The organism is Nonomuraea sp. NPDC005650 (assembly GCF_040605375.1).
GTDB lineage: Bacteria > Actinomycetota > Actinomycetes > Streptosporangiales > Streptosporangiaceae > Nonomuraea.
Map to the genome: position 1 here is coordinate 115,056 of NZ_JBEXCR010000020.1, position 23,898 is coordinate 138,953.

At 68.9% G+C, this 23,898-nt stretch carries 24 protein-coding genes; 7 read left to right on the top strand and 17 right to left on the bottom strand.

Annotated features, from left to right (window positions below):
- The first annotated feature begins 35 nt into the window (after positions 1-35).
- A complete protein-coding gene (locus ABZS69_RS32505) occupies positions 36-1,598 on the top strand; it encodes a CocE/NonD family hydrolase (RefSeq protein ID WP_355379147.1) in 1,563 nt (520 codons plus the stop codon).
- 202 nt (positions 1,599-1,800) lie between these two features.
- Here ABZS69_RS32505 and ABZS69_RS32510 read toward each other — a convergent pair whose 3' ends face one another.
- The 7 genes from ABZS69_RS32510 to ABZS69_RS32540 all read right to left on the bottom strand — a co-directional run bounded on the left by ABZS69_RS32510 (position 1,801) and on the right by ABZS69_RS32540 (position 7,319).
- Positions 1,801-2,658: a DUF4429 domain-containing protein gene (locus ABZS69_RS32510; RefSeq protein WP_355379148.1), complete on the bottom strand. Its 858-nt coding sequence runs from the start codon at positions 2,656-2,658 to the stop codon at positions 1,801-1,803.
- A 206-nt stretch (positions 2,659-2,864) separates the two neighbouring features.
- Complete coding sequence (locus ABZS69_RS32515; protein WP_355379149.1) at positions 2,865-3,263, bottom strand: PIN domain-containing protein; 399 nt, start codon at positions 3,261-3,263, stop codon at positions 2,865-2,867.
- Positions 3,260-3,538: a hypothetical protein gene (locus tag ABZS69_RS32520; RefSeq protein ID WP_355379150.1), complete on the bottom strand. Its 279-nt coding sequence runs from the start codon at positions 3,536-3,538 to the stop codon at positions 3,260-3,262. Before ABZS69_RS32520 ends, ABZS69_RS32515 begins: the two co-directional genes overlap by 4 nt.
- 295 nt (positions 3,539-3,833) lie before the next feature.
- The gene (locus tag ABZS69_RS32525) at positions 3,834-4,607 is read right to left on the bottom strand and encodes an ABC transporter ATP-binding protein (protein ID WP_350730292.1); all 774 of its coding nucleotides are present in this window, start codon (positions 4,605-4,607) and stop codon (positions 3,834-3,836) included.
- A 98-nt stretch (positions 4,608-4,705) separates the two neighbouring features.
- Positions 4,706-5,512, bottom strand: a complete 807-nt coding sequence (locus ABZS69_RS32530; RefSeq protein WP_355379151.1) for an ABC transporter permease subunit — start codon at positions 5,510-5,512, stop codon at positions 4,706-4,708.
- Positions 5,509-6,324, bottom strand: a complete 816-nt coding sequence (locus ABZS69_RS32535) for an ABC transporter permease (protein ID WP_355379152.1) — start codon at positions 6,322-6,324, stop codon at positions 5,509-5,511. The genes ABZS69_RS32530 and ABZS69_RS32535 overlap by 4 nt, the downstream gene beginning before the upstream one ends.
- Entirely contained in the window at positions 6,321-7,319 is a 999-nt protein-coding gene (locus ABZS69_RS32540) for an ABC transporter substrate-binding protein (protein WP_355379154.1), read from the bottom strand. Before ABZS69_RS32540 ends, ABZS69_RS32535 begins: the two co-directional genes overlap by 4 nt.
- Before the next feature lie 579 nt (positions 7,320-7,898).
- Here ABZS69_RS32540 and ABZS69_RS32545 point away from each other — a divergent pair.
- From ABZS69_RS32545 to ABZS69_RS32570, 6 genes are all read left to right on the top strand, one after another.
- The gene (locus ABZS69_RS32545) at positions 7,899-10,793 is read left to right on the top strand and encodes a nitrate- and nitrite sensing domain-containing protein (RefSeq protein WP_355379155.1); all 2,895 of its coding nucleotides are present in this window, start codon (positions 7,899-7,901) and stop codon (positions 10,791-10,793) included.
- A gap of 115 nt (positions 10,794-10,908) precedes the next feature.
- Positions 10,909-11,331 carry a roadblock/LC7 domain-containing protein gene (locus ABZS69_RS32550; protein WP_355379156.1) on the top strand — a complete coding sequence of 141 codons (423 nt, stop codon included), beginning with the start codon at positions 10,909-10,911 and terminating at the stop codon, positions 11,329-11,331.
- A 50-nt stretch (positions 11,332-11,381) separates the two neighbouring features.
- On the top strand, positions 11,382-11,750 hold the full coding sequence (locus ABZS69_RS32555; RefSeq protein ID WP_355379271.1) for a DUF742 domain-containing protein: 369 nt from the start codon (positions 11,382-11,384) through the stop codon (positions 11,748-11,750).
- Entirely contained in the window at positions 11,731-12,318 is a 588-nt protein-coding gene (locus tag ABZS69_RS32560) for an ATP/GTP-binding protein (RefSeq protein WP_355379157.1), read from the top strand. Before ABZS69_RS32555 ends, ABZS69_RS32560 begins: the two co-directional genes overlap by 20 nt.
- Before the next feature lie 120 nt (positions 12,319-12,438).
- Positions 12,439-13,812 carry an aldehyde dehydrogenase family protein gene (locus ABZS69_RS32565; protein ID WP_355379158.1) on the top strand — a complete coding sequence of 458 codons (1,374 nt, stop codon included), beginning with the start codon at positions 12,439-12,441 and terminating at the stop codon, positions 13,810-13,812.
- A gap of 6 nt (positions 13,813-13,818) precedes the next feature.
- Positions 13,819-14,262: a hypothetical protein gene (locus ABZS69_RS32570; protein WP_355379159.1), complete on the top strand. Its 444-nt coding sequence runs from the start codon at positions 13,819-13,821 to the stop codon at positions 14,260-14,262.
- A 1-nt stretch (position 14,263) separates the two neighbouring features.
- Here the strand turns inward: ABZS69_RS32570 and ABZS69_RS32575 are convergent, their stop codons facing one another.
- The 10 genes from ABZS69_RS32575 to ABZS69_RS32620 form a co-directional block, all read right to left on the bottom strand.
- Positions 14,264-15,046 (bottom strand): ABC transporter permease, encoded by a 783-nt coding sequence (locus ABZS69_RS32575; RefSeq protein WP_355379160.1) that lies wholly within the window; start codon positions 15,044-15,046, stop codon positions 14,264-14,266.
- Positions 15,043-15,822 (bottom strand): ABC transporter permease, encoded by a 780-nt coding sequence (locus ABZS69_RS32580; RefSeq protein ID WP_355379162.1) that lies wholly within the window; start codon positions 15,820-15,822, stop codon positions 15,043-15,045. Before ABZS69_RS32580 ends, ABZS69_RS32575 begins: the two co-directional genes overlap by 4 nt.
- Entirely contained in the window at positions 15,819-16,772 is a 954-nt protein-coding gene (locus tag ABZS69_RS32585; RefSeq protein WP_355379163.1) for an ABC transporter substrate-binding protein, read from the bottom strand. The genes ABZS69_RS32580 and ABZS69_RS32585 overlap by 4 nt, the downstream gene beginning before the upstream one ends.
- Positions 16,773-16,830: 58 nt before the next feature.
- A complete protein-coding gene (locus tag ABZS69_RS32590) occupies positions 16,831-17,610 on the bottom strand; it encodes an ABC transporter permease (protein WP_355379164.1) in 780 nt (259 codons plus the stop codon).
- A complete protein-coding gene (locus tag ABZS69_RS32595; protein ID WP_355379165.1) occupies positions 17,607-18,380 on the bottom strand; it encodes an ABC transporter permease in 774 nt (257 codons plus the stop codon). The genes ABZS69_RS32590 and ABZS69_RS32595 overlap by 4 nt, the downstream gene beginning before the upstream one ends.
- A complete protein-coding gene (locus ABZS69_RS32600; protein ID WP_355379166.1) occupies positions 18,377-19,360 on the bottom strand; it encodes an ABC transporter substrate-binding protein in 984 nt (327 codons plus the stop codon). The genes ABZS69_RS32595 and ABZS69_RS32600 overlap by 4 nt, the downstream gene beginning before the upstream one ends.
- A 93-nt stretch (positions 19,361-19,453) precedes the next feature.
- Positions 19,454-20,902: a dihydroorotase family protein gene (locus ABZS69_RS32605; protein ID WP_355379168.1), complete on the bottom strand. Its 1,449-nt coding sequence runs from the start codon at positions 20,900-20,902 to the stop codon at positions 19,454-19,456.
- A gap of 14 nt (positions 20,903-20,916) precedes the next feature.
- Entirely contained in the window at positions 20,917-21,693 is a 777-nt protein-coding gene (locus ABZS69_RS32610) for an ABC transporter permease (protein WP_355379169.1), read from the bottom strand.
- Positions 21,690-22,499, bottom strand: a complete 810-nt coding sequence (locus tag ABZS69_RS32615) for an ABC transporter permease subunit (protein WP_355379170.1) — start codon at positions 22,497-22,499, stop codon at positions 21,690-21,692. The genes ABZS69_RS32610 and ABZS69_RS32615 overlap by 4 nt, the downstream gene beginning before the upstream one ends.
- Positions 22,496-23,371 carry an ABC transporter substrate-binding protein gene (locus ABZS69_RS32620; protein WP_355379171.1) on the bottom strand — a complete coding sequence of 292 codons (876 nt, stop codon included), beginning with the start codon at positions 23,369-23,371 and terminating at the stop codon, positions 22,496-22,498. Before ABZS69_RS32620 ends, ABZS69_RS32615 begins: the two co-directional genes overlap by 4 nt.
- Positions 23,372-23,898 lie beyond the last annotated feature (527 nt).

Genomic DNA, 23,898 nt, shown 5'->3' on the forward strand with positions numbered 1-23,898 from the left:
CCTCGAAGCGCCCCTCCGCCTCAAGAGGACCGAACATGAGACCCACCAAGATCATGGCCGCCCTGTCCGCCACCCTGTCCGCCGCGCTGGGCCTGACCTGCGTCTCCGCCCTCCCCGCCCTTCCCGCGGCCGCCGAACCGGTGCCGGTGGCGGGGACCACCACCACATCCCTCCCCGCCGACCCGTTCTTCGCCTACGACCGCCCCGCCGAGTACGGCGTCCACAAGGAACGCGTCACCGTACCCCTGCGCGACGGCAGCCACCTGGCCTGCGACCTGCACCGTCCCGCCGCCCCCGACGGCACTCCGGCCCCCGGCCGCTTCCCCGGCATCGTCTACGACTACAACGCCTACGACCAGCTCGGCCCCCAAGGCCAGGCCGCCGCGTACTTCGTCACCCGGGGCTACGTCGCGGCCGTGTGCAACGTCCGAGGCTCGGGCGACTCGCCCGGCTATCTCGACCCCTTCAGCGGCCAGGAGCAGCGCGACAACTACGACCTCATCGAGTGGCTGGCCGCCCAGCCCTGGTCCACGGGCCGGATCGGGCAGACGGGCGTCAGCTACGGCGGGCACTCGTCCCTGCTCGTCGCCGTCAACAAGCCGCCCCACCTCGCCGCCATCATCCCCGTGGACGGCATCAGCGACTGGTACGAGAACACCATCTACCGGGGCGGCATCTACTCGGCCAGGATCCGCGACTGGCAGCGATCCGTCGCCCCCGACACCCTCGTGACGTACGCCCAGCACCCCCTCTACGACGACTTCTGGCGCGAGCGCAGCGTCAAGTCCCGCTGGAAGGACCTCGACGTCCCCGTCCTGGAGATCGCCGGCTGGTACGACCGCTACCGGCAGGGCATGGTGGACAACCTCCGGGCGCGCGGGCGCAACGTCTGGCTGGTGTCCGGCCCCTGGGTGCACGGCTGGCCGGCCGGGCAGCCCGCCGACATCGGCAACGGCGCCTACCTCGCCTGGTGGGACCGCTGGCTGGCCAGCCGCCCCGGAGCCCCGCTGCCCGCGGCCAGGGTGACCTCCTATGAGGTGCCGGGTACGGGCTGGCAGCAGTTCGACAGCTGGCCCCCTGCGGGAACGCGCCCGGTGCGGCTCGGCCTCGGCGCTGACGGCGCCCTGACCTCCGACCCCGGCAGGCCCGCCACCCGCACCTTCGAGGTCAACACCGAGCCGGCCGCGGGCGGGCCGGGCCAGCGGCTGTCGTTCGCGACCGAGCCGCTCCAGCGCGACCTGGTCCTCGCGGGTGAGGTCGAGGCGAAGGTACGGGCCTCGTTCACGGCGGCCGACGGCAACATCGCGGTGGTGGTGCAGGACATCGCCCCCGACGGCACGGCGACCCGCATCACCCAGGGCTGGCTGAAGGCGAGCCACCGCTCCGGCCACACCCGCGCGATCCCGGTTCGCCCAGGGAAGACGTACGACCTGGACCTCCGCACCTGGCCCACGCACTACCGCGTCGCGGCCGGGCACAGCATCGGCGTCACGGTGTCCAGCGACGACTACCCGGAGATCGACTCCGACGCCCCGGCGGGCCAGGTGTCGCTGAGGCTCGGCCACGGCGGCTCGACCATCCGCCTGATCACCCGCTGACCCACACCCCACCCGGCGACTGGGGCAAACACCGCCCCGGCCCCAGTCTCCGGTCCTCAACCTTCGGCCCTCAACCTTCGGTCCTCAACCTTCGGTCCTCAACCTTCGGTCCTCAACCTTCGGTCCTCAACCTTCGGTCCTCAACCTTCGGTCCTCAACCTTCGGCCCTCAACCTTCGGCCCTCAACCTTCGGCCCTCAACCTCACATGCGGGACAGCAGCTCGGCCTTCTTCGTCTGGAACTCCTCCTCGGAGAGCAGCCCCGCGTCCCGCAGCTCCCCCAGCTTGGCGATCAGCTCGGCCGCCTCGGCACCCGACGGAGCCCGGAGCACCTCGCGGGCCGCCGGGGCGGCGTCGAGCGTGGGGGCGTCCTGAGCCGGGATCGCCGCGAGGACCGCGGCCGCGAAGGGCAAGGACTTGGACGTCGCCCCCCACCCGAGCCCGAAGAGGACGGAGGCCGGATCCTTGTTCGGATCGGGATCCGCCTGCCGCCCGCGAACCCGCAGCCGGAGACATCCGCTCGTGCCCTCCGGCGCGTGCCATTCGACGTTCTCCAGATCGGCGACCGAGAACCGCTGGTCACCCGTGGAGTATTTGGCGGTCGACGCCACCGACCAGTACCACGTGAACGTGATGGCCGCCCCGTCGAACGTCGCCGCCCCGTCCCACCCCTTGAAGGTGCGGGGCACCGGCGGAGCCTCGACCATGAACCGCGTCACCGGCCCGGAATCACCGATGGCCGCCCGCAACTCGTCCGCGTAGTAATCGGCGAGCGTCTCCCTTTCGGCAGGCAGCACCAGCCGCCAAGGATCGGCCGGCTCCTTGAGCTGCCCGGCCGCCGCGGTCATGACCGGATCGGCACCCCGCCGGGGCACCACGCGCAGCACCACGGTGCCCTTCTTCCCGGCGGTCAGCGTCACCTCGGCGATCGCCGCATAGGGAATGACCCGTTCACCGAGCTCGGAAACGAGTTTGGGGACCTTGGCGCCTTCGGGCCTGACCCGCAGCGAGTCCGCCTCGAACACCCAGGCGCAACCCTGGCCCGCCAGGACATCATCCACGAAAACAGGCTAGGGGATCGAGACCACATATGGCATTCGTCCATCACTGGGCATAACCTGCGGGGCGGATCAGCCCTGGGCGAAGGCGAGCAGGCGCCCCGGCGGAAACGTTGAAGCCGTCGGGGGTGGCGACGGCGTCGGCCTCGACGAGCTTGCTCGCGGCGGTCAGGCCGGTGACGGCGACTGCGTGGGTGGCCGGCAGGGCATCAGACCTTCTCGGCTCCTGCTCGCGGATGATCGGCCATGAGCAGGCGAATGTCCTCGACGTCGGAGGTCAGGATCGTCACCTGGCCCGGATGCTGGAGAGCAGTCGCGCACAGCATGGCGTCGATGGCGTACTTGTGACCGTGCAACCCCGCGCTCCGCAGCAGAGTGGCAGCGGACTGGGCGACAGCCTGCGTAACCGGCTCCACGCGAAGGCGCGACAGCGTCCACTTCAACGCGACGTCGTTGATCTTTGGGTGAATCACCTCGACCAGCACTGCTGCCGAGGTCACAACCGGCAGGTCCGCGTCACGGGCCGCCGCCAGCCACTCATGCACCTCCCGATCCCGCTGCACGGCCTTCGCCAAGCCCTCGCTGTCCAGGACCAGGGCGCCGCTCACGCAGCGGCCCCTGCCCCTGGGGCATCGCCGGTGAGTCGAGCCCGCTTGGCCGCCACGGCCGCGGGATCGGCAGGGCCGTGATCCTTCTCGAAGTCGGCGATCAGCTCGTCCAGGTTGTCCCGCTCGATCTGACGCTGAGCAGCTCTCTCCAGGTACGCGGACACACCCCGCTTGCCGACCCGCTCGCGGATCGCTTGCAGAGTGCCGGCGGCGAGGGTGACGGAGATGCCGCTGGCGGGGCCATCACCAGGGAGAAAGTCAACGTCGTCAGCCATGGAACCATTATGGCATTGGAAATGCTATACACGGAACACGCTCGTCGGCGGAAGCCGTGGAAGTGTTCCGCCAGTGCACGATCATGTTGTCGTCCGATGCCGACGACCTGAGAAGTCGAGGTTCGGGGCACGCCGGCAAGGCTGGGCCTATGGCGGCACGTGGAGGTGTTCGAAGTCTGTGACCGACTCGGATCGTTCGGCGGCTGACAAGTCTGTGGGATGAACGCGGCGGCTCGGGGTGGGTGTCGGCGGGCCCACCACCCAGCTGGGTGACGGGTGGGGGAGCCCGGCCCACCTATACGGTGGCGTGGCTGCCGCGGACCAGGCGGCCGACCTCGGCGCGCAGGTGGACGAAGTCCGGGTGTTCGCGGGTCGTGATCTGGTCGCGCGGCCCGGGCAGCTCCACCTTGAGGTCGCCGACCACGTGGGCCGGGGCCTTCGACAGGACGACCACGCGGTCGCCCACGTAGACGCTCTCGTCGATGTCGTGCGTGATGAGCACGATCGTCATCTGGTGGTGGCCGCGGACCTTGAGGACGAGGTCCTCCAGGTCCTCGCGGGTCTGCGCGTCCACCGAGCCGAACGGCTCGTCCATGAGCATCAGGGCCGGGCGGTACGCCAGGGCCCGCGCGATCGCCACCCGCTGCTGCATGCCTCCCGACAGCTGGAACGGGTATTTGCGCTCCGCGCCCGCCAGGCCGACCGACTCCAGGGCCTCCTGGGCGGCCTCGCGGCGCTGGCGCTTGTCCATGTTCTTGCGGCGCAGCGGCAGCGCGACGTTGTCGGCCACCGACATCCACGGGAACAGGGAGCGGCTGTAGTCCTGGAAGACCACGGCGAGGTTGTCCGGCGTCTGGCGTACGAGGTTGCCCTCGATCTTGATCTGGCCGCCCGTTGGCGTGAGCAGCCCGGCGATCGAACGCAGCAGGGTCGACTTGCCCGCCCCGGAGGGGCCGACGATGCACAGCAGCTCACCCGCGGCGACGCTCAGGTTGAGGCCCTCGATGGCGTGGTGCGCGTTGGGGGTACCGCCGCCGTAGACGTGGGAGAGGTTGTCTATCTCGAGCAATGGAGTTCCTCAGGGGGCGAGACCATGGACAACACTGAGCCGGAAACACTCTATCCGAGCGGGAATCGGCATACTTGTAAACGCGTGCGATCTTACTCTCACGTGCCCGTGAGTTGCTGGGCGGCGTGGTGCCAGGCCAGGACTCGCCGCTCGACGACCAGGAAGAGCTCGTTGAGGGCGTAGCCCAGCACTCCGAGCAGCACGATCCCGCCCCACATGGCGGGCAGGTCGAAGGTCTGGTACGCGGCCGTGAGCTGGAACCCGATGCCGTTCACGGTGCCGGGCAGCAGTTCGGAGAAGACCATGACGATCAAGGAGAGCGACAGCGCGAGCCGCAGCCCCGCGAACATCTTGGGCAGCGCCGACGGCAGGATCACCAGGAAGAGCCGCTCGGTCCAGGTCAGCCGGAACACCTGGCCGGTCTGCAGGTGCAGCGGTTCGACCGAGCGGGCGCCGTCGGCGGTGTTGAGCAGCACCGGCCAGACGATGCTGAAGACGATGAACGTCAGCTGCATCCGCAGCCCGAACCCGAACACCACCACGAAGACCGTGACCAGCGCGGGCGGCGGGATGGCCCGCAGGAACTGCAGCACCCCGTCGAGATAGTCGTACGCCCGCGCGGACAGCCCCAGCGCGAGCCCGAGCACGACCCCGGCCAGCGCGCCCCCCGCGAACCCGGCGGCCATCCTGCCCAGGCTCGGCAGGATGTTCCCGATGGCGTCGTCGGTCAGGAACAGCCTGCCCGGCGGGCCGGAGAACCACATCGCGTGCATCCTGACCACGATCGTGCTGGGCGGCGGGAAGAACGTGCTGCCCGCCAGCCGCGTGACCGCCTCCCAGGCGAGGATCAGCACGACCAGCACCAGCGACCGGAACGCCGCCCCTCGCATGCCCCTGGTCCTCATGCCGTCTCTCCCAGGCGCGCGTGGTGCCAGCGGAACGCCCGCCGTTCGGCGGCCACCAGCAGCGCGTTGACCAGCACCCCGAACAGCCCGACCCAGAACACCGCGGCCAGGATGTCGGTCATCCGCGCGGGCACGGCGATGCCGGCGAAGAAGATGAACACGCCGATGCCCTCACCCCGCCCGGCCACGATCTCGGTGCTGACGATCAGGATGAGCGCGACTCCGGCGGCCAGCCTGATCCCGGTCGTGATGAAGGGCGCCGACGACGGCAGTGACACGCGCAGCAGCACCGCGAGGGGCCCGAAGCCGTACGACCGCAGCGACTCCTTGGCGAGGGGGTCGACGCCGCGCAGCCCGTACATCGTGTTGTAGAGGATCGGCCACAACGAGGCGTAGACCGCCAGCGTGACGCGCACCTGCAGTCCGGTGCCGATCAGGAGGGACACCAGGGGGATCAGCGCCACCGACGGGATCGGCCGCAGGAACTCCACGACCGAGCGCGTGGCGGCGTCGATGACCGGCACGCTGCCGAGCAGCAGCCCGAGCGGCACCGCGACCACCGCCGCGACGCCGAGCCCGATCGCCCAGGCGAGCAGGCTCGTCAGGGCGTGCGCGCGGAAGGCGGGATCGGCCATCAGCGTCACCGCCCGCCCGAGTATCGCCGTCGCGGGCGGCAGGTTCTCCGGATCGACCAGCCCGGTCCGGCTGACGAGTTCGATCAGTGCGGCGAAGGCGAGGGCCCCGCCCGCCCGGCGCGACCAGCGTGTGGCGGCGGACGCCGGGCGGGAGGGGGCCAGGGTCTGAGCGCTCACCCCGACGTGGTGGGCGACATCAGCGACTTGACGTCGATCGCCTTCGAGAGCCACTTGGCTTCCAGCATCCAGTCGGCCACGCGTTGCAGGCGGACGGGGTTGTCGTTGCTGGAGAAGTACGGGAACGTGACCGTGGCCGCGGTGGCCGCGTCGATCTGGGTGAAGTTCGGCAGCACCTTGGCCACCACTTCGCGGTTGTTCTCCATGAGCTTGGCCGCGTTGTGGATCGCCCGCTGGAACGCCGCCGCCGTCTTGGGGTTCTTGTCGTACCACTCCTGGGTGCTGACATAACCGGAGATCGGGAACTCTGCGGCGGGACCCGACGCCGGGTCGAGGATCTTGCGGGCGCCCATCGAGGACGTGGCCGCCGTGACCATGGGCTCGCCCAGGTACGCGGCGTCGATCTGGCCGCCCTTCCACGAGGGCATGATGTTCTGGAACGTCACCTGGACGTACTTGATTTTGGCCGGGTCGACGTTGTTGGCCTTGAGCACCTGCGTCAGCGCCAGTTCCTGGAAGTTGTGCAGGACGTTCACGTTGATCGTCTTGCCTTCGAGGTCTTTCGCGGTCTTGATGGGCGAGTTCGGCAGGGCCATGATGCTGAGCGAGTCGGGGGCCGCGCGAGAGCCCTCGGCCAGGATGCGCAGCTTCAGAGCCTGCTTGTCGTGCGCCTGGAACATCGACACATAGTTGCCGAACATCGCGTCGATCTCGCCCTTGAGCAGCATGGGGATGGCCTCTGGCGCGGCCTGGACCACTTGCGGGGTGACCTCCAGCCCTTCCTTCTCGAAGAGCTTCTGGTCGATGGCGACGTAGATGGCGGCACTGTCGATGGCGGGCAGGGTGGCGACCTTGATCTTCGTCTTCTCCAGGCCGCCGGCGGATGCGGACGGGGCCGCGCTTGGTGTCGTGGAGCCGCCCGTGCTGCACGCAACGGCGCCGAGTGTCAAAGCTAACCCGATGATGGCGGCCCTGGCGGGACGGCCAAGCCTCATGTCAGGGACTCCCTTCAGATGGAGCCAGGCGGGGGGACCGGGTGGCTTCTGCTCCCGGGGGCTGTGTGCCTGACGCACAACAGGGATAGACCGTAACACCAAATCTGTAGTCATTATCGCGAAAACGATATCTGTGGTTGCAATGTCGGGTTCTCGTTCTATCGTGAAAATTTGATGAGCGGTAAGAGATCGGTGTTTGTCCGGTTTGTGAAAGGAGGGGATCGGCGGGACGACTGTTACTGATGAGGCTAGTCAGTCGAATATTCCACGAGCCCGAAACAGGCTCGCTGGACACTCTTCTGTTGCCTGTTTCACCAGTTAGAGGGTAACCTCACCGATTCTGCCGAAATATTTGGACAATCGGGGATAAACGCCTCAATGGGGCACTAGTAGTGGTTGGCCCGCGCCAACTGCTGTGCTCAAATGCTGACTATCTGACGTACATATTGCCCCACGTGCATTTACCTGCATGGTCACCGAGAATTCCCCTCCACGGGCGAGAGGTTGCGAAGGCAAGTGAGAACGCAGAGCGCTGGAGCTTCCGCCGACCGCGAGCCGCACGGGCATCAGAAGCGACGGTTGCCCAACCCTCCTTCACGCAGGTTCGGGCTGGGCAACTGGCACGTGCGGTCGCGCCTTATCGCGCTGATCGTCGTCCCCACGGCAGTGGCCGTGGGTCTGGGCGGACTGAGCGTGTTCACCTCGCTCAGGGACGCCAACACCTACCAGACCCTCAGAGAGGTGGCCGAGCTCAGCCAGCAGCTCGGCGCCGTCACCCATGAGCTGTCCTTCGAACGCGACCAGACCGCCCTCTACATCGCACAGGGCCGGCCGGCCACCCGAGAGGCCCAGCTCCGCACGACCTACAGCGGTGTGAACGGCCTCATCGACGAGGCCAAGCAGCGGGCGCGGGCGCTCTCGGACACCCATGGCGACGCCGTACGCCCCGTGCTCCGCCGTCTGGAGGAGATCCCGACGCTGCGCGAGACGGCCGTCAAGGGGAAGATCCAGCCCCTCCCGATGATCCAGAAGTACTCGCAGATCATCGCGGCCCTGCTCCAGTTCCACGACCAGGTCGGCCAGGTGGCGGTGGACGACGAGGTCTCGCACAGCGCCAGCGCGATGTCGGCCATCTCCCGGGCCAAGGAGCAGGCCTCCAAGCAGCGCGGCGTCCTGGCCAGCGCTCTGGACAAGCAGGGCTTCGACAGCGGCGAGTTCGACGCGCTCACCGACGCCAAGTCGCGCGAGGAGAGCGAGGAGACGCTGTTCGCGACCCTGGCCACCCTCGACCAGCTTGAGCTCTACCGCAACACGGTCGTGGGCAGGGACGTCGACCAGACCGACCTGTTCAGGCTGCGGGCCATGGCGCAGTCCGCCGAGGGCAAGGAGCTGAGCATCGGTGTCCGGCCGGACAGGGACGTCTCCACCTGGTTCGACGTCAGCACCGGCAAGATCGACGCGCTGCGCAGCGTGGAGAAGGACCTGTCCTCCTCCGTCATCCTGCGCGCCCGCGCCCTGGAGGAAGGCGCCAACCGTTCGGCGCTGATCTCCGGCGGTCTCATCCTGCTCCTGCTGGTCGTGGTCACCGCGATCATCTCGCTCATCGCCCGTTCGCTCATCAGGCCGCTGCGCAAGCTGCGCGGCGAGGCCCTCGACATCGCCGGCCACCGCCTGCCGGAGACCGTGCAGCAGCTGCGCGAGAGCAACGACGGCGTGGCCGGTCCCGTCGTCCCCATCGGCGTGGACACGCACGACGAGATCGGCGAGGTCGCGCGGGCGTTCGACGAGGTGCACCGTGAGGCGGTCCGGCTGGCGGGCGAGGAGGCCCGCCTGCGGAGCAACGTCAACGCGATGTTCGTGAACCTGTCGCGGCGCAGTCAGACGCTGGTGGAACGGCAGATCACCCTGATCGACGGGCTGGAGCAGGGCGAGCAGGACGAGCAGCGGCTCGGGAACCTGTTCAAGCTGGACCACCTGGCCACCCGCATGCGGCGCAACAGCGAGAACCTGCTGGTGCTGGCCGGTCAGGACCCGCCGCGCCGCTGGAGCCAGCCGGTCAAGCTGGTGGACGTGGCCCGCGCCTCGCTGTCCGAGGTGGAGAACTACGAGCGGGTCGTGCTGCAGGTGCCCGACGGCGTCTCGGTGGCCGGCCAGGCCGTCAACGACGTCATCCACCTGCTCGCCGAGCTCGTCGAGAACGCGCTGTCGTTCTCGCCGCGCGAGACCAGGGTGACGGTCTCGGGCAGCAGGATCGACGGCGGCGGTGTCATGTTGTCGATCACCGACGCCGGCATCGGCATGACCCAGGACGAGCTGGTCCAGGCCAACGACCGCCTCACGGACGCGCCGAGCGTGGACGTGTCGGTGTCGCGGCGCATGGGCCTGTTCGTGGTGGCCAGGCTGGCGCACCGGCACGGCATCCGGGTGCAGCTGCGCCCGCACGCCTCAGGCGGCCTGACCGCGATGGTGCTCATCCCGGAGAACATGCTCGGCTCCCAGGTTCCGAACATCGCCGGCATGCCCTCCTTCTCGGGCAACCAGCCGCCCGCCCTCGCGGGCGCGGCGAGTGGCGGTCCCGGCGAGCAGCCGTACTCGGGGCCGCACCCGGCGCCTCCGGCAACGGACTGGCCGCAGGCCGCACCCCCGGCTCCGGACTGGCCGCAGGCCGCACCCCCGGCTCCGGACTGGCCGCAGGCCGCACCCCCGGCTCCGGACTGGCCGCAGACCGCGCCCCCGGCTCCGGACTGGCCGCAGCCCACGTACCAGATGGGGCCCGGCCAGATGGGGCCCGGCCACCCGTCCTTCCCGTCGAACCCGGAGCTGAACGGCAACTGGCCGCCGACGCAGCAGTGGCAGCCGGACGCCGCCGCGTGGCCGTCCGAGCCGCGCATCGGCAGCGGCTACGACAGCTCCGACGTCTGGACCCCGCCCCGCAGCCCGTCCTGGAACGGCGACCGAGCCCTGCCCAGACGGCCCGTGCCCGAGCCCCCGCCGGGCGGATGGGGCCGCGACACCATGCCGCCGCAGCGGCCGGGGTTCGACTTCCCCGAGACCGAGTCGGGCAACCCGGGCTCCATCCCGGCCGCCCCGCCCGCCTCGGCGGGAGACGACTACTTACCCATCTTCGCCGCGGTGGAGTCGGCCTGGTTCGGCCGCGACAGCGGGGCGAGCTGGGGTTCGAGCAAAGCGGACGAAGGCTGGAGCGCGGCGGAGGCAGTGGTGGAACCGGTACGTGACGGCCAGACGGCGGCGGGGCTGCCCAAGCGGGTGCCCAAGGCCAACCTGGTGCCCGGCTCGGCTGACTCCTCGGCGTCGCCGAAGGGCGTGACACCGATGCCGTCGGTGTCACCGGACCGCATCCGCAACCGGCTCTCGAGCTTCCAGCAGGGCTTCCGGGCGGCACGCGACGACATCACCGAGGGCAGGGCGTTCCCCTCTGGCCCGAGAAACAATGACAGGGAGGAGGGAGCATGAGCGAGCGACCGATCAACACCTCATGCGCCCGATGGAGGAGGGCGCATGAGTGAGCGAAGCGAGCGACCAATCAACACAGCTGAGTCTCGTTCATGCGTCCGACGAAGGAGGGCGCATGAATGAGCTGAGTCACGCGGCGCGCGGCGTTGACTGGTTAATCACCGATTTCGTCAGCACCGTTCCTGGCGTCGCGCACGCGGTGGTCGTCTCTTCCGACGGGTTGCCGCTGGCGGCTTCGTCGGGCTTCCCGGCTGACCGGGCTGACCAGCTGGCCGCGATCGCGTCGGGCCTGGTGAGCCTGACGCAGGGTGCGGCCAGGGTGTTCGAGGGCGGTGCGGTCAACCAGACGATCGTGGAGATGCAGCGCGGGCTGATGCTGATCATGTCGGTCAGTGACGGTTCGTGCCTGGCGGTGCTGGCGGCTCCGGACTGTGACATGGGTCTGGTGGCGTATCAGATGACGCTGATGGTCGATCGCGCCGGTCAGGTGCTGACTCCGGCTGTGCGGGCCGAGCTGCGCGCCAGCCAGACCAGGTGATGTAGGTGTCAGACCCGAGATGGAACAGCGGCGGTTGGGCGCCCCAGCCTGTGCCCCAGTCCCAGCCGCAGCTGAATCCCGACCCCGCATCGCCCGTCCGTCCCTATGCCGTGACAGGTGGACGGACGGCGCCGCGGGTAAAGCTGGCGATGGAGGCCCTGGTGTCCTCGGCGACCGCCGAGCACCGGGAGTTCTCGCATATCACGCCGGAGTACCAGGCGATCAGTCAACTGTGCCGGCAGGTCCGGTCCGTGGCAGAGGTGTCGGCCCTGCTGCGGATCCCCCTCGGCGTGGTGCGCGTGCTGATCGCTGACATGGCTGCCGAAGGTCTCGTCCGCGTGCATCAGCCACAGCTGGACGACGGCAGGCCGGACGTTAATCTGCTCGAAAGGGTGCTCAGTGGACTTCGCAGGCTCTAGCCCCGGCCTCACCTCGACGAAGATCGTGGTGGCTGGAGGTTTCGGGGTGGGCAAGACGACGTTCGTCGGCGCGGTGTCGGAGATCATGCCGTTGACCACGGAGGCCGTCATGACCGACGCCTCCGTGGGGATCGACGATCTGGGCATGACGCCGCTGAAGTCGACCACGACCGTCGCCATGGACTTCGGCCGGGTCTCCCTGGACCGTGACCTCATCCTGTACCTGTTCGGGACGCCCGGTCAGCACAGGTTCTGGTTCATGTGGGACGACCTGGTGCGGGGCGCCATCGGCGCGGTCGTGCTCGTGGACACACGCCGACTCTCCGACAGTTTCCCGGCGATCGACTACTTCGAGGAGGCCCAGCTGCCGTTCGTGGTGGGCGTCAACGGCTGGGACGGTCAATATCCGCACAGCGACGCCGAGGTGCGCGACGCCCTGACGCTGGCGCCGCACATCCCGTTGGTGCGGCTCGACGCCAGGTCCAAGGACTCGGTCAAGGTCGCGCTGATCAACCTGGTCGAACACGCGCTCTCCGTGCGCATGGCCGTCCCGGGCTGGGGCGGTTAGGAAATCTGTCGTACCGCTTTGGCCCCGTGGGCGCGTTGACAGCCGCGGCCCTCTCCTGATCACAATGGCTCCCGCCGAGCATCGCAGGAGCATCATGTCCCGTGGCCGCACCACATGAACGTGAGGAACCCGATCACCGGGCAGGCCGACAGGCCGCTCGCCCCGGTCCCGCCCGACCGGCTCGCCGCCCTGGCGGCAGGTCTGCGCGAACGGCAGCGGAGCTGGCAGGACGCCGACCGCGGCGAGATCCTCTCCAGGTTCGCGGCGGCGCTGGCCGATGACGAAGAGCTGCTCTCCGCCCTGGTGGCCGACACCGGCAGGGTGGGGGAGTCGGTGCTCGAGCGGCAGATCGTCGCCGGTCTGATCGGCCGATGGGTACGCCAGGCGCCCGACCTCCTCACACCGCCCGCCGAGACCCCGGCCTCCCTGCCCGGCGTCTTCGTGGGCGGCGACGTGGTGCCGTACGAGCTGGTCGGGGTGATCAGTCCGTGGAACTTCCCGCTGCTGCTGGGCCTCATCGACGCCGTGCCCGCGCTGGCCGCGGGCTGCGCGGTGCTGGTCAAGCCGAGCGAGGTGACCCCCAGGTTCATCGAGCCGCTGATGCGGCTGGTCCCGGACGAGCTGCCGCTGGAGATCGTCGAGGGCGACGGCGCGACGGGCGCGGCCCTGGTCGGCCTGGTGGACGCCGTGGTCTTCACCGGCAGCGTCGAGACGGGACGGGTGGTCGCCGAGGCGGCGGCCCGCGCGTTCGTGCCCGCGTTCCTGGAGCTGGGCGGCAAGGACCCGGCGATCGTGCTGGCCGGGGCCGACCTGGAGCGGGCCGCGTCGGCCGTCCTGTGGGGCGGCACCGCCAACGCCGGGCAGTCGTGCCAGTCGATCGAGCGCGTCTACGTGGCCCGCGAGGTCCACGACGAGTTCCTCGCGCTGCTGGTGGACCGGGCCGCCAAGGTGGGCCTGACCTGCGAGGGTGGCCCGATCGGGCCGATCATCGGCCCCGGACAGGAGGACGTCGTCGCCGCGCACCTGGCCGACGCCGTGGCCAAGGGCGCGACCGTGCACACGGGAGGCCGGATCGAGCGCCACGGCGGCGGCCACTGGTGCCGCCCGACCGTGCTGTCCGGCGTCGACCACGGCATGCTGGTGATGACGGAGGAGACGTTCGGCCCGGTGCTGCCGGTCATGGCCGTGGACGGGCCCGGCGAGGCCGTCGCGATGGCCAACGACTCGGTCTACGGGCTGTCGGCCGCGGTCTTCGCCGCCACGGAGGAGCAGGCCATGGCCGTGGCGGCCCGGCTGCGGGCCGGCGCGATCAGCGTCAACGACGCCTCGCTGACCGCGCTCGTGCACGAGGGGGAGAAGCACTCCTTCCGCCTGTCGGGGCTCGGCGGCTCGCGGATGGGCGCCGCCTCCATCCGCCGGTTCGTCCGCCGCAGGGCCTTCCTGGTCAACCGATCCGACGCCGCCGACCCCTGGTGGCACCAGACGAAGGAGTAGCTCCGGATGGGACTTCGCGCGGACATGCCGCTGCTGGCCCGCCACGAGGGCGAGTGGGAAGGCGAGTACCTCCACCTCGACCGAGAGGGAAACCCGATCGACCGGCACCGCGTCCAGATGACCTGCGCGATCCTGGACGACGCCGTCTACCACCAGACCAACCGCTACAGCTGGGACGACGGGCGCACCGAGGTGCACGAGTTCCCGGGCACGTACCTCGGCGGCGGGCGGTGCGGGTTCGACACCGAGCGGATCAAGGGCGAGTTCTGGGAGCTGGACGGCAGCACCATCTACCTCAGCTGGCAGTACAAGGCCGAGGGCGAGGACCTGCGGCTCTACGAGATGATCGTGCTGAGCGAGGACGGCAAGTCACGCAGCCGCGCCTGGCAGTGGATCAAGGACGGCGTTTGCGTGAAGCGCACCCTGATCAACGAGCGCCGCGTCGGCTGAGTCAGCCTCTCGCACCCCGGTGCCACGACAGCACCACCCGCTCGAACCCCAGGAAACCGGCGTTGAGCACGATGCCCAGCAGCCCGAGCAGCACGATCCCCGCCCACATGGCCGGGATGTCGAACTGGCTCTGCGCCTCCAGCATCCGGTGCCCGACCCCCTCGGTGCTGCCGACCAGCTCCGAGATGATCATCATGATCAACGCCAGCGACACGCTCAGCCGCAGCCCGGCGAAGATCTTGGGTGACGCGCCGGGCAGGATGATCCGGGTGAGCCGCTGCCAGGGGCCGAGCCGATAGACGACCCCGGTCTCGATGTACTGCCGGTCCACGTGGCGGGCGCCGTCCATGGAGTTGATCAGTACGGGCCAGACGACGCCGTACACGATCGCGGCCAGCTGCATCGGGGTGCCGATCTTGAACAGCGCCAGGAACACCGGCACCAGCGTGGTGGGCGGCACCGAGCGGCCGACGTGCAGCAGCGGCTCCACCAGGGCAGACAGCCAGCGCGAGCGGCCGAGCGCGACCCCGATCGCCATCCCGGCCACACAGGCCACCGCCCAGCCCGCGAACAGCCTGGCCAGGCTGGGCAGCAGGTCGGCGACGGCCTCGTCGGTCAGGAACGCCCGCGTCCACGGCCCCGAGAGCCACATCTCGTGCAGCCTGGCCACGATCCGCGACGGCGGCGGGAAGTACGCGGCCTGCGCGGAACGCGTGGCCAGCTCCCAGCAGAGCACGGCCACGGGCAGCAGCCAGTACCACATGAGCCTGCGCAGAGAATTCACGAGGCGTCCCCCGTCCGTTCCCGGTGCCAGCGGAACGCGCGCCGTTCGGCGGCGGTGAACAGCAGGTTGGCGGCCAGCCCGATCAGCCCCGCCCACAGCGGCGCCGCCAGCATGCGGTCGAGCCGGTTCGCGCTGCCGGCCAGCGACAGGAACGCGCCGATCCCGCCACCGCCCGGTGCCAGCAGCTCCGCGCTCACGGCCACGATCAGCGTGACCGACACCGCGATCCGCACGCCGGTCGCGATGAAGGGCGCCGCGCTCGGCAGGCTCACCCGCAGCGCCACGGCGACCGGCCCGAAGCCGAAGCTCCGCAGCGTGTCCTTGGCCAGCGGGTCGACGTCGGTCAGGCCGTACAGCGTGTTGATCAGCACCGGCCACGTGCAGGTGTAGACGACCAGCGCGGTCTTGGCGTCCTGGCTCGCGGTCCACAGGAACATCGCGATCGGGATCAGCGATACCGACGGGATCGGCCGCAGGAACTCCACCAGCGGCCGCACCGACTTCTCCACGAACGGCACCGTCCCGAGCAGCAGCCCCGCGGGCACGGCCACCGCGACCGCGATCAGCAGCCCGCTCGCGCACGCGCCCAGCGTGGCCAGGACATCGGCCCTGAACTGCGGCTCCAGCGGCAGCTCCGCCGCCGTGGCGAGCACGGCCGACGCGTACGGCCACCCGGCCGGGGTCAGCCCGAGCCGCCCGGCCAGCTCGACGAGGGCGATGAACGCGGCGATCCCCAGGGCCCCGAGCGCCGCCCGCCCGATCCGGTGTTCGATCATCCGCTCACAGGCGCGAACAGCTGCGCCACGTCCACCTTCGTCTTGAGGTAGCCGTAGCCGTGCAGCAGGTCGGCCAGCTTCTGGACACTGGCCTTGTCGGCCTCCATCGAGAACTTGCCGAGCGTCATCGCCGCCGCTGCGTCCGCCGGGATCTGCGTGTACGTCGGCACCACCTCGTCGATCGCCTTCCTGTCGGTGCCCGCGACCTGCTGGGCCTTGGCCAGGGCGCGGTGGAAGGCGGCGGCCGTCTTCGGGTTCTTGGCCAGCCAGTCTTCGGTGACGCCCCACCCGTCGATCGGCACGCCGGCCGTCACGCCGTCGGTGGTGTCGATGATCTGCGTGGCGCCGCCCTTCTTCGCCGCGGTCAGGAACGGCTCGACCAGCCAGGCCGCGTCCACCTGGCCCGAGCTCAGCGCGGCGATCTGGTCGGCGAACTGCACAGGGACGTACTTGACGTCCTCGGGCTTGAGCCCGGCCTGCTGCAGGTGGGCGTTGGTCAGCGTCTGGCCGAGGGCCTTGAGCACGTTGACCGCGATGGTCTTGCCCTTGAGGTCGGCGGCCGTCTTGACGGGGGAGCCCTTGGCCACGACGACGCCGGCGACGTTGGGGGCGGCCTCCTGGCTGTGCTGGAAGAGCTTGAGCTTGGCCGCGCCCGAGTCGTTGATGGCCATCAGCGACACGTAGCTCGTGAGGAACGCGTCCATGCTGCCGTTGAGGATCTTCGGCATGACCGCCTGTGGCGCCTGGATGATCTCCGTCTTGACGGTCAGGCCCTCCTCCTTGAAGAAGCCGCGCTTCTCCGCGATGAACAGCGGCGCCGACGACGGGACCGGCACCACGCCCACCAGGAGCTGGGTCTTCTCCAGCCCGCCCGAGGACGAGGTGCTGCTCGTGCCCGTGGAGCTTTCTCCTCCTCCGCCGCACGCGCTGATCGTCAGCGCGATCGCCATACCCGCGACTACGAACCTGGCCAGCTTCATCGCCAATGCCCTTCTCGGTCCTGAGAGTTCACGAATTTCCGGTGGCCTGCCTGTGCCAGACGAGCAGACGGCGCTCGGCCAGCACGAACAGGGAGTTGACGACGTAGCCGAGGACACCCAGCAGGGCGATCGCCGCCCACACCCCGGCGCCGTCGAAACTGCGCATGGCCGTCAGCAACTGGTAGCCGATGCCGTCCGTGCCGCCGATGAGCTCGGAGATCACCATGAGGATCAACGCCAGCGACAGGCTCAGCCGCAGCCCGGCGAAGATCTTGGGTGCGGCGGCGGGGAGGACGACCATGCCCAGACGCTGCAGCCTCGACAGGTTGAAGACCGTGGCCGTGTCGGTGTAGGTGCGATCGACGGATCTGGCACCGTCGATCGAGTTGAGCAGCACCGGCCAGATCACTCCGAACACGATAGTGGCCAGCTGCGTGGTCAGGCCCGCCTTGAACAACACGAGGAACAGCGGCAGCAGCAGCGGCGGCGGGATGGCCCGGCCGAACTCGATCAGCGGGTCCACATAGTCGGTCGCCGAGCGCGAACGTCCGAGCAGCGTGCCCGCCACGATCCCGATCAGCGCGGCCAGCAGCCAGCCGCCGAACATGCGGCCGAGGCTCGGCAGGATGTTCGCGACCGCGTCGCCGGTGAGGAAGGCGCGGGAAGGCGGGCCGGAGAACCACAGCTCGTACATGCGGACGGCGATCGTCGTGGGCGGCGGGAAATCGGTGTCCCCGATCGCCCGCCCCATGATCTCCCAGACGACCAGCACCATGGGGACCACCCAGAGCCTGGCGACCGCCCTCACGAAGCCGCCCCGGTCCGAGCGTGGTGCCAGTGGAACAGGCGGCGCTCGCCGGCGAGCAGGGCCAGGTTCGCGATCACGCCGAACAGCCCGGCCCAGAACGTCGCCGCCATCATGAGGTCGGTCCGGTTGCCGTTGCCTGCCACGGTCACGTAGACGCCGATCCCGTCGACGCCGCCTGCGACCAGCTCGGCGCTGACGGCCAGGACGAGCGCGATCCCGGCGGCGATCCTGATCCCGGTCGCGACGAACGGGGCCGCGCTGGGCAGGCTCACCCGGTAGAGCACGGCCAGGTTGCCGAACCCGAAGCTGCGCAGGGACTCCTTGGCCAGCGGGTCCACGTCGCGCATGCCGTACAGGGTGTTGATGAGGATCGGCCAGACGGACGCGTACACGATGACCGAAACCTTCATCAGCTCGTCCACCGGGACCAGCAGGATCGCGAGCGGGATGATGGCCACCGAGGGGATCGGGCGCATGAACTCGAGCACGGGCCTGATCGCCCGCTCCACCGGCGCCAGCGCGCCGAGCAGCACGCCCGCGGGCACGGCCACCGCGACGGCGGTCAGCAGGCCGAGTGCCCAGTTCGTGAGGGTGGCGCCCACCCCGGCCAGGAACTTGGCGTCGGCGGGGAGGAGCGCGGCTTCGTACAGGACGGTCGAAGGCGGTGGGAAGAGGAGGTTCTCGCCCAGGCCGAAGCGGATGACCAGCTCTCCGGCCAGGAGAAACCCCGCGGCGCCGACGGCGCCGCGGAGCAGCCGGGCACCCGTCATCCGCCCGGGCTCGCCGCGATCAGCGACTTCACGTCGATCGGGCCGCTGATGTACTTGTACTCGAGCATGAGGTCGGCCACCTTCTGCAGCCGCGCCGCCTCAAGGGTGCTCGGGTAGGCGCCCAGGGTGATCGCCGCGGCGGTCTTGGCGTCGATCTTCGTGTACGTCGGCAGCGCCGCCTCGATCTCCTTGCGGTCTCCGGAGGCGAGTTGCTGCGCCTTGGAGATCGCCCGCTGGAAGGCGGCCAGCGTCTTCGGGTTCTGCCGGACCCACTCGTCGGTGGCCATCCAGCCCGCGATGGGCAGGTCGGCGGTCTGGCCCGTCATCGTGTCGGCGATCGTGCGGAAGCCGAGCGCGTTCTTGTTGGCGGTGATGAACGGCTCGGTGATCCAGCCCGCGTCGCCCTGCCCCGCGGTGATCGCGTTGCCCATCTCAGGGAACGGCTTCTCGGCGAACTTCACGTCCGTCTCGCTGAGGCCGGCCGCCTTGAGCTGGGTCGTGACGGCCAGCGTGGCGATGTTTCTGAGATTGTTGACCAGGACGGTCCTGCCCTTCAGATCCGCGACCGTCTGGATCGGCGAGTCCTTGGGGACCATGATCTCGAAGGTGCTGGGGGCCGCCCGGTACATGTCGGCCACCAGCTTGATCTTCTTGCCCTGGCTCGCGGCCAGGATCGAGGACACGTAGTTGGTCTGGGTGATGTCCAGGGCGCCGCTCTCGATCTGCGGCAGCGCGGCGGCGCCGCCGGTGATCGTGACCGGCTCCACCGTCAGGCCCTCTTCCTTGAAGAAGCCCTTGGCCTGGGCGATGTAGAGCGCGACCGGGTCGGGAATCGGGAGCGCCCCGACCTTGACGGTGGTTTTCTCCAGACCGTTGGGCCCCGTCGTGGCGGGTGGCGCGCCGCCCCCGCTGCAGCCGGTGAGCGCGAGGACGGCGGCGGTGCCGAGCGCGAGTACGTGACAGCGCAGTGTGCGTGCCATGGGGGGTTCTCCTACTTGGATTTGGGAGAGCGAGACACGTTACTTTGCGTGAGCGTACCCGAGGAATGATCTCTTCTGCAGGAGCATGCGCTTTCAGGCGGGGCGGGACACGTAGCGGCCGACCGGCTGCCCCACGATCTTGCCGGCGTCGAGCACGTGGTTGCCGCGCACGAACGTGTCGGTGACCTTGGCGGTCAGCTCGAACCCCTCGAACGGCGTGTACTCCTGCGTCGACTCCGAGTCCTGCGCGCGTACCGTCCAGGTCTGCCCGGGGTCGACCAGGCAGATGTCGGCGTCGAAACCGGGGGCGATGGTGCCCTTGGTGCGCAGGCCGTACCGCTTGGCGGGGTTCCACGAGGTCAGCGCGGCGATCCGGCCGTACGGCAGGCCCCGGCGGCGTCCTTCGGTGATCAGACCGGGCAGCAGGTACTCGGCGCCCCCGAACCCGGCCTTGGCCACGAAGACGTCGTCGCGCCGCTCGCCGAACTTGAGCTCGTCGCGGCAGCAGGCGTGGTCGCTGACCACCCAGTCCACGGTGCCGTCGAGCACGTGTCCCCACAGCGCCTCGACGTCCTCGCGGGGCCTGATCGGCGGGTTGACCTTGGCCCCGATGCCGCTGGCCGTGTCGATGTCGGCGAGCAGGTGACCGATCGTGACCTCGCGGCGGAAGTCGATGTGCGGGAACGTCGCCGCCATGCGTACGGCGGCGTCCAGAGCCTTGGCCGAGGACAGGTGGAGCAGGTTGACGTTGGCCAGGCCCGTCTCGTGGGCGAGATAGGAGGCGATGAAGACGGCCAGCCCCTCGGAGTGCGGCGGCCGGGAGGCGCTGTAGGCGGCCAGCCCGCTCAGGTCCCCGGCCTCCTCCACGAGCTTCGTGTACGCGGTCATGATCTCGGCGGTCTCGCAGTGCAGCGACAGCGAGATCTCTCCGGCCAGCTCGGGAAGCCGCTCCCTGGCCGCCTGCACGCCGCGCATCACGAACTCGAAGTGCGCGTAGTCGTAGCGCTCGCCCTCAGGCAGCATGAGGAACGCCCGCTGGTCGTCGGAGCGCCCGTGCAGCCCGTGCCCGCCGTAGAACATGAAGATCTTGAACGACGGCACCCCGAACTGTTCGACCAGGTCGGGCAGCTCGCCGATGTGCCCCTTCGACATGGGCGCCAGGTGGAAACCGTAGTCGATGTAGGCCCGGCCCTCGGCCTGCCTGAGCACCTCGGGGAAGAACTCGGCGTAGGAGCCGCCCCTGTTGAGGTAGTACTGGCCGGTCCGCATGTAGGTGAGCGCCGTCGTCACGCCGCCCTGGGCGCTGGCGCGGCTCTCCGACCCGGTGTCCTCGGGCAGCGGGTTGTAGATGCCCCAGTGCTGGTGGGCGTCGACGACCCCGGGGAAGGCCAGCTTGCCGCCGCCGTCGATCACCTCGCCGGCGGCGGACTGCCCGGGCTCCACCCGTACGATGCGGCCGTCCGCGATGGCGATGTCCGCCTCGACGGGCTCGTCGTGTTCGTGGGTGACAACCTTCACGTTCTTCAACAACAGGTCGGTCACAGCAGTGGTCTTTCCTATGCGAGGCGGTGGGCGTTGCGGTGCCAGGACAGCACGCGCCGCTCCACCGTGAGGAACAGTGAGTTGAATGCGAAGCCCAGCACGCCGAGCAGCACGACGTTGGCCCAGATGGCCGCCATGTCGGCGCTGCTGACGGCCATGTTGAGGAGATAGCCGAACCCCTCGGTGCTGGCCTTGAGCTCGGAGATGACCATGAGGATCAGCGCCAGGGAGACGCTCAGGCGCAGGCCCGCGAAGATCTTCGGTGCCGCGGCGGGCAGGATGATCCGGAAGAACCGCAGGCGGGCGGGCACGCCGAAGACGGCCGCGGTCTCCACCTTCAGCACGTCGAGGTTGCGCGCGCCGTCGATGGAGTTGATCAGGATCGGCCAGATGATGCCGAACACGATGGTCGCGACCTGCACCTGCGGGCCGATCTGGAAGAGCACGAGGAAGATCGGGAGCATGACGGGAGGCGGCACGGCCCGGCCGAACTCGATCAGCGGTTCGACGATGTCGGCCAGCCAGGCGGTCCTGCCGATCGCCACCCCGAGCGCCACGCCGATGACCACGGCGATGGCCCAGGACCCGACCACCCTGATCAGGCTGGGCAGGAAGTTCTCGACTGCTTCCTCGGTGAGGATGTAAGGCCCGGAGAACCACATCTCGTAGATCCGGGACACGATCAGGGTCGGTCCGGGGAGATACGGAGTGGCGAGCGCCCCGGAGAGCAGCTCCCAGCCGAAGAACATGACCGGGACCAGCCACAGGCGCTTGAGCAGGGTGAGGATCATGTGTTCCGCCATCTGAACAGCCGCCGCTCGGCGCGTGCGAGCAGGATGTTGACGACGAGCCCGATCATGCCGGCCCAGATCAGGACCGCGACGACGTCGATCATCGCGTCCATGCCGATGCCGGTGCTCGCCTCGATGAGGAAGCCTCCGACGCCGACCGAGCCGCCCACGACGTACTCCACGCTGATGGCCAGGATGAGCGTGATGGAGGCGGCCAGCCGGACGCCCGTCGCGATGAAGGGCGCCGCGCTCGGGAGCGCGACCCGCCAGATCACCGCGCCGCGGCCGAACCCGAACGAGCGCAGCGTCTCCTTGGCCAGCGGGTCCACGTCGCGCACGCCGTACATGGTGTTGATCAGGATCGGCCAGGAGGCGGCGAACATGATGAGCGCCACCTTGGCGTTGATCTCCGGCTGGACGAAGAACAGCGCCAGCGGGATCAGCGCCACCGAGGGGATGGGCCGCAGGAACTCCACGAACACCCGGGTCATCTCCTCGACCACCGGGACCGTTCCCAGTAGGAGTCCGATGGGGACGGCGACCAGGACGGCCAGCGGCAGCCCGATGACCGCGGCGGTGAGCGTGCCCGCGATGTCCTCGAGGAATTCCGGGTCCAAGGCCAGGGAGAACGTCCTGGCCAGGGTTTCCCCGGCCTGAGGCAACCACTTGAACAGGCCCGTCATGCCGAGAAGCTGCCAGGCAAGCAGAAAACCCGCCACGCCGATGGCGTGGCGGGTGAATTTGGCCAGCTTGGCGCGGGCGAGCGGATTCTGCCCGCGCCGCGCCGTGGTGATCGTGGTCATCATCCCTGGGATGCTGTGTAGATCATCGAGCTGACGTCCATCTTCTGCTTGAGCATCTGGGAGTCGAACATCAGGTCCGCCACCCGCTGGATGCGCTGCGCGTTCAGCGAGGTCGGATAGGCGCCCAGGTTGATCGTGGCGGCGGTCTCAGCCGGGATCTTGGTGTAGGTCGGCAGGACCTTGGTGACCGCGCTGCGGTCGGTGGCCGCGATCTGCTGCGCCTTGGCCATGGCCCGCTGGAAGGCGGCCAGGGTCTTGGGGTTGTTCTGCGTCCACTTCTCCGTGGCGGCCCAGCCGGTGATGGGCAGACCGTCGGTCGGGCCGGACATGGTGTCCAGCAGCATGGTGGCGCCGATCTCCTTCTTCGCCTGGCTGACGTACGGGTCCGTCATCCACACGGCGTCGACTTGGCCCTTGTCCAGCGAGGAGATCCATTCCGTCGTCTGGATGGGGACGTACTTGATGTCCTTGGCGGTGTCGATGCCGGCGATCTTGAAGTGCGGGGCCATCGTGAGCGTGCCCAGACCGCCGACGATGTTGACGCCGATCTTCTTGCCCTTCAGGTCGGCGACCTGCTTGATCGGGGAGTCCTTCTTGACCATGATGCCGAAGGCCCCGGGCGCGCCCTGGTAGGAGTCGGCGATGTACTTGAACTTCTCGGTGCCCGCCTGCTGGATGCTCAGGATGGTCGCGTAGCTACCCAGCACCACGTCCATCTGGCCGTTGGAGAGCTTGGGGAGGACCGCCTGGGGAGCCTGAATGGGCTCCTGCTTGACGTTGAGGCCCTCTTCCTTGAAGAAGCCGCGCTCCATGGCGATGAACAGTGGCGCAGAGTCGGCGCCCGGATACTGTCCGACGAGAAGATCAGTTTTCATGCCCCCGGCGGCGGAACTCGAGCTTTCTGGTTTGTCGCCGGAACTTGAACACCCGGTGATGACGAGGGTGGTGACAAGCCCAATCAGGGCACTGCGCCCTAATGCACCGAACCGCATTACGGTCTCCTTTGAACCCATGGGGATGGGGGTGTTGGTAACTGAGGGTGTCAGCGACGCTGGAACCCTAGCGCAGCCCGTAGTTCCCGATGCACCGGGAACTCCTAAAATTAACAAGATATATCACCATATGTGGCGATATATCCCTTTTGTCCGATTAATATCTCTGACTCGGCTTGACTTCGAGGGCCTGTGGCAGGTGTTGTGATTTGCGTAAAATGTGCTGCCGTGTGTCGACCGTGATCTTTGCGGTATTGGCCGATCTCGTGTTGATGTGCTCCAATAAGCTCTCGCCCCAAGGGTGCGTCGGCGTCACACCGCAAACACCTGCATAACGTGATCTTCGTGCACCAGACCGTCCGAGGAGAGGTTGCGGAGGCAAGTGAAGAGTGTTGTCCCCTCTGTGGGCG